The sequence below is a fragment of the Streptomyces sp. NPDC059080 genome (assembly GCF_042739975.1).
GTDB lineage: Bacteria > Actinomycetota > Actinomycetes > Streptomycetales > Streptomycetaceae > Streptomyces > Streptomyces benahoarensis.
Map to the genome: position 1 here is coordinate 11,120 of NZ_JBHYGX010000032.1, position 5,923 is coordinate 17,042.

General features: G+C 69.6%; 2 protein-coding genes. One reads left to right on the forward strand and one right to left on the reverse strand.

Annotation, left to right across the window (positions count from 1 at the left end):
* Positions 1–116 precede the first annotated feature (116 nt).
* The gene (gene eccD, locus ACFWWQ_RS22410) at positions 117–1,577 is read right to left on the reverse strand and encodes a type VII secretion integral membrane protein EccD (RefSeq protein WP_384598805.1); all 1,461 of its coding nucleotides are present in this window, start codon (positions 1,575–1,577) and stop codon (positions 117–119) included.
* Between the two features lie 276 nt (positions 1,578–1,853).
* On the opposite strand from eccD, the gene eccCa reads away from it, so the two are divergent.
* Positions 1,854–5,810 (forward strand): type VII secretion protein EccCa, encoded by a 3,957-nt coding sequence (eccCa, locus tag ACFWWQ_RS22415; RefSeq protein WP_384598807.1) that lies wholly within the window; start codon positions 1,854–1,856, stop codon positions 5,808–5,810.
* The last annotated feature ends 113 nt before the right edge of the window (positions 5,811–5,923 follow it).

Here is a 5,923-nt window from a genome sequence, read left to right on the forward strand (position 1 = left end):
GTTTTGGCTTCCCTGGTTATTTTGATGAACCCGGGGGCACGGACACACACGTACCCTCCGGAGGCGGCCGCCCCCCGGGGGGGGCGGGGGGGCCCCCCCCGCGGCGCGGGCGCAGGTCAGTTGCCGGTCAGGCCACGCACGGTGGCGTAGACGTCCAGGACCGCAAGGCAGAGCGGCACCAGGGAGAGCAGGACCAGGCCGTCGAAGATGTCGAAGATCCGGCCCCAGAAGGGGGTGACACCCTTACGAGGAACGACCAGTCCGACACCGACGAGCAGGGCGGCGCCGGCGGCGATGCTGGCGGAGAACCAGACGGTGCGGATGTTGAGCGGGCCGGAGTCGCCGAAGCGGGCCAGCTCGACGAGGGCGTCGACCGGCGGGTGGAGCGCGATGCCCAGGATGAGCAGCACGATCGTGAGGATGCCGGCGACGACCATGCAGGCGATCTGCGCGGTGTAGTCGAAGAGCCGGGCACGGAGCATGATCGTGATGCCCGCGGCCAGCGCCATCAGCTGGGCCCACATGTTGTCGGAGAAGCCGAGGACGACACCGGCGGAGCCGACGACCAGGGCGGAGCAGCCGGCGACGAGGCCGAGCAGGAGCTCGTGGCCGCGGCGGGCCTGATTGCCGATCTTGACGAAGTCGACGGCCTCGGAGCCGCCGTCGGCGTCGTAGCCCTTGGCGATCTGGTCGGGCGACCTGTAGCCGATGGGCAGGCGGGCGAAGCGGGCCGAGAGGCCGGGCAGCCAGGCGACGAGCGCGATGGAGACGGCGGCGGTGACGGCGGCGACCTCGATGGGCGCGGCGTCGGTGAGGATCGCGGCGAAGACCGAGAGGGTGCCGATCGCCGAGAGGAAGGCGGCGGCGACGAACGGGGCGTCGCCCTGCGGCAGCAGCACCACCAGCAGGACGGAGGCGATCAGGACGACCACGCAGCCGACGAGGAGGTGGAGGCGTCCGGGACCCTCGCCCGCCTCGACGGGGAAGATGCCGGAACCGGCGATCAGCAGATGCGGCAGCGAGGCGAGGCCCAGCGCGATGGAGGAGCCGTGGTCGTCGTAGACGCGGGCGCGGACGCCGGAGACGGCGACGAGAACGATGCCGACGACGCCCGCGATGATGCCGGGCAGCCGGTGCATGTCGCGGTCGACCGGGTTCGAGAACCAGAGGGCGAACGCCATCATCGTGAGCAGCAGGACGCCGGCGGTGAGGCCGACGTAGTGCATGAGGTCGTCGCTCCAGCGGGTGCGGTTCTGCTTGACCGCGGAGGCGACGGCGTCCGAGACGTCGTCGAAGACGGGGAGCGGCAGCGATTCGGCGAACGGCTTGAGCAGGAGGAGGTCGCCGTCGAGGATCTGCTGCTGCGCGAGCGACTGACCGGCGTCGAGTACGGTGCCGTCGCGGCGCACGAGGTGGTAGCCGGTGGGGGCGCCCTCCGCCTGGGACTGCCCGGACAGGCGCAGGATCTCCGGGTAGATGTCGACGAGTGCGACGTCCTCCGGCAGTGCCACATCGATCCGTGCGTCCGGCGCGGCGACTGTGACCCGGCAGAAGCCGGTACCTGTGGTCGTGCTCACCTGGCGGTTCCCCCTATCCGTTGGGTGTTTTGTCGCGTGCGTGGCGCATACATGGAGCCATATACGGATCCCTGCGGGAGCCTTATTCACGCCGTCGCGGCACGCTCGCGGGGCGTCAGCGTACCGTCCGATTCGGCGCTTGCCCCACTCCCCCCGAGGCTTGACTCCAAACAGTAGGATCAACGCCTGCGTCGGGCCAAGGACTTGGCTCGGGGGACCGTCGAATCCAACGGGGGCGGTCCGAGACTGCGAGATGCATGAAGGACTGATGCCTCGGTGAGCGTTGTCATCGTCAAGCGCCCGCCCCGCGCGCTACCACCTGAAGTTCCTGGTGAGGAGGTGACGCTGGAGGCGCCTCCCGAACTCCCCCGGGAAGGGGAACAGGAGAACATCCTGATGATGTTCATGCCCATGATGGGTATGGGCTCATCGGCCGCTTTCCTTTTCATGGGCGGCCAGCCGTTCATGAAAATCATGGGCGGCGTGATGGTGGTTTCCACACTGGCAATGGCGATCGTACAGATCGTCAAAGCCCGTCAAGGCCCGTCCGGGCAAATGGTTCAAGAGCGTCAGGATTACCTCAAGTACCTTTCGCAGAAGCGAAAAGAGGTACGGCGCACCGCGCGTAAGCAGCGTGACGCGCAGCTGTTCACGCACCCCGACCCCGGGCAGCTGTGGTCGGTCGTCGCGGAGGGCAAGCGGGTCTGGGAGCGCCGGGCGAGCGACCCGGACTTCGCGCAGGTGCGGCTGGGGCTCGGCCCGCAGCAGCTGGCCACCCCGCTGAAGGCGCCGGAGACCGCGCCGGTCGACGAGCTGGAGCCGCTGACCGCGCACGCGATGAAGGAATTCCTCGACAAGCACGGGCACTTGGAGAACCTTCCGCTCGCGGTGTCGCTGCGCGCCTTCTACCACCTGACGGTCTCCGGCGACCCGGACACCGTCTACGCCGCCTCGCGCGCGATGGTGGCGCAGCTGTGCACGCTGCACTCCCCCGAGGACCTGATGGTGGCGGTCGTCGCCTCCCCGGGTGCACAGGCGGAGTGGGAGTGGACGAAGTGGCTGCCGCACGTCCAGGACAAGACCACGGACGGCGCGGGTACCCGCCGCCTGGTCGTCGGCGACCTCGGCGAGGTCGAGGAGCTGCTGGCCGACGAGTTGGAGGGCCGCGGCCGCTTCAACCCGCAGGGCACGCCGGTGACGGACACCCCGCACCTGGTGATCCTGCTGGACGCGGGCGAGGTGCCGATCGACTCGGTCATCGCCGGTGCGGAGGGCCTCCAGGGCGTCACCATCGTCGAGGTCGTCCCCGGCGACCTCGACGAGATCCGCGGCGGTCTGGCGGTGCAGGTTCAGCCGGGCAAGCTGGTGCTGGAGTCGGCGAGCGGCGCGGTGTACGAGGGTTCCTGCGACACCCTGTCGATCCCGGAGGCGGAAGCGCTGGCGCGTCAGCTGGCGCCGCTGCGGGCCGGTGCCGGTGCGGACGGCGAGGAACCGCTGCTGTCCAACCTGGACTTCACGGACCTGATGGACATCGGCGACGCCGGTTCCGTCGACGTCCAGCGCACCTGGCGGCCGCGGACGCTGCACGAGCGGCTGCGGGTGCCGATCGGTGTCGACCGGGACGGTCAGCCCGTCATGCTCGACATCAAGGAAGCCTCCCAGGAGGGTATGGGCCCGCACGGTCTGTGTGTCGGCGCGACCGGTTCCGGTAAGTCCGAGGTGCTGCGCACCCTGGTGCTGGCCCTGGCGGTCACCCACTCGTCCGAGACGCTGAACTTCATCCTCGCGGACTTCAAGGGTGGCGCCACCTTCACCGGTATGTCGGAGATGCCGCACGTCGCGGCGGTCATCACCAACCTCGGTGAGGACGTCTCACTGATCGACCGCATGCGCGACTCGATCACCGGTGAACTCCAGCGCCGTCAGGAACTGCTGCGCTCGGCGGGCAACTACGCGAACATCACCGACTACGAGAAGGCGCGTGCCGCGGGTGCCCCGCTGGATCCGCTGCCGTCGCTGGTGATGATCATCGACGAGTTCTCCGAGCTGCTGGCCGCCAAGCCGGACTTCATCGAGATGTTCATCCAGATCGGCCGCATCGGCCGTTCGATGGGTGTGCACATGCTGCTCGCCTCGCAGCGCCTGGAGGAGGGCAAGCTGCGCGGTCTGGACACGTTCCTGTCGTACCGGCTGGGTCTGCGGACGTTCTCCGCCGCCGAGTCGCGGACCGCGATCGGTGTACCGGACGCCTACCACCTGCCGAACGTTCCCGGCTCCGGCATCCTGAAGTACGACACCGAGACGATGGTGCAGTTCAAGGCCGCGTACGTGTCGGGTGCCTACCACGGTCCCGGTACGGGCGGCGGGGGCGGCGGCGGGCGGGCCAGCCGGCTGCCGGTGCCGTTCACGGCGGCGCCGGTCGCCGAGCAGATCATCGAGGACCCGACGCCGGCCGAGCCGGAGGCACCGCAGCAGGACGACGCGCTGGCCGACACCGTGCTGGACGTCATCGTCCAGCGGATGCAGGGCCAGGGCCCGCCTGCGCACCAGGTGTGGCTGCCGCCGCTGGAGGAGGCGCCGACCGTCAACCAGCTGCTGCCGTCGCTGGCCGTCACCCCGGAACGGGGCGTGCACGCGCCGGAGTACAGCGCGCTCGGCAAGCTCGTGGTGCCGGTCGCGCTGGTGGACAAGCCGTTCGAGCAGCGGCGTGACGTGATGTACCTGGACTTCTCGTCCGGTGCCGGTCACGGTCTGGTCGTCGGTGGTCCGCAGTCCGGCAAGTCGACGCTGGTCCGTTCGGCGATCGCCTCGTTCGCGCTCACCCACACCCCGGCCGAGGTGCAGTTCTACTGCCTGGACTTCGGTGGCGGCGGCATGCTCGCCATGGAGGGGCTGCCGCACATCGGCGGTGTCGCCTCGCGTCTGGACGCCGAGAAGGTCCGCCGTACGGTCGCCGAGGTCGTCGGCATCCTCAACGAGCGTGAGGAGTTCTTCCGGCAGCACCACATCGACTCCATCGGCACCTACCGCCAGCGGCGTGCCTCGGGCGCCTTCCCGGAACAGAAGTGGGGCGACGTCTTCCTCGTCATCGACGGCTGGTCGACGTTCAAGACCGACTACGAGCAGCTGGACCCGGTCATCCTGGACATCGCCGGGCGGGGTCTGGGCTTCGGTATCCACCTGATCATCGCCGGTTCCCGCTACACCGAGATCCGTCCGGCGCTGCGCGACCAGCTCCTCAACCGCGTCGAGCTGCGGCTCGGTGACGCGATGGAGTCGGAGTTCGACCGCAAGCGCGCGGAGAACGTCCCGATGGGCAAGCCGGGCCGCGGTCTGTCGCCGGAGAAACTGGACTTCCTGTCCGCGCTGCCGCGGCTGGACGGCATCAGCGATCCGGAGTCGCTCAGCGAGGGCATGGCGAATCTGGTGGAGACGGTCAAGGAGCACTGGCAGGGCGAGCCCGCCCCGCAGGTGCGGATGCTGCCGACGATGCTGTACGCCCGGGATCTGCCCAAGGGCAGCGACTACCCGGACCACGGCATCGCGATCGGTGTCGACGAGACGACGCTGTCGCCCGCCTTCATCGACTTCGAGACCGACCCGCTGCTGGTCGTCTACGGCGAGAGCGAGTCGGGCAAGTCGTCGCTGCTGCGGCTGCTGACCAAGCAGATCGCCGAGCGGTACCCGTCCGACAAGGCGCTGATGGTGGTCTCCGACTACCGCCGCGCGCTGCTCGGCGAGGTCCCGGAGAGCCATCTGTACAAGTACTGCGCCGCGGGGCCGCAGCTGGAGGAGGTCATCTCCGGTCTGGCCGGTTCGCTGGGCCGCCGGATGCCGGGCCCGGACGTCACACCGGAGCAGCTGCGCAACCGCAGCTGGTACGACCTGCCGGACGCGTTCGTGATCGTGGACGACTACGACCTGGTGGCGACGAGCAGCGGCAACCCGCTGCAGCCGCTCCTGGAGTATCTGCCGTTCGCCCGTGACCTGGGTCTGCGCCTGATTCTGGCGCGTACCTCCTCGGGTGCCGGACGTTCCTCGTTCGAGCCGGTGATGCAGCGGACGAAGGAGCTCGGCGCGCAGGGTCTGATCCTGTCGGCCGACCCGGGTGAAGGCCCCCTGATGGGCAACGTCAAGGGCCAGAGCCTGACGCCCGGCCGGGCCACGTTCGTCACGCGCAAGCGCGGCGCGCAGCTGGTCCAGACGGGCTGGCTCCCGGCGAGCGGCCGCTGACCGGCGGTCCTCGGGATCGACGACGGGGGGGGGGGGGGGCGCGGCGGGGGGGGGGCCCCCCGCCGCGGGGGGCGGGGGGGGGTTTTTATAAATTAGCTGGCGGGGGGCCAATC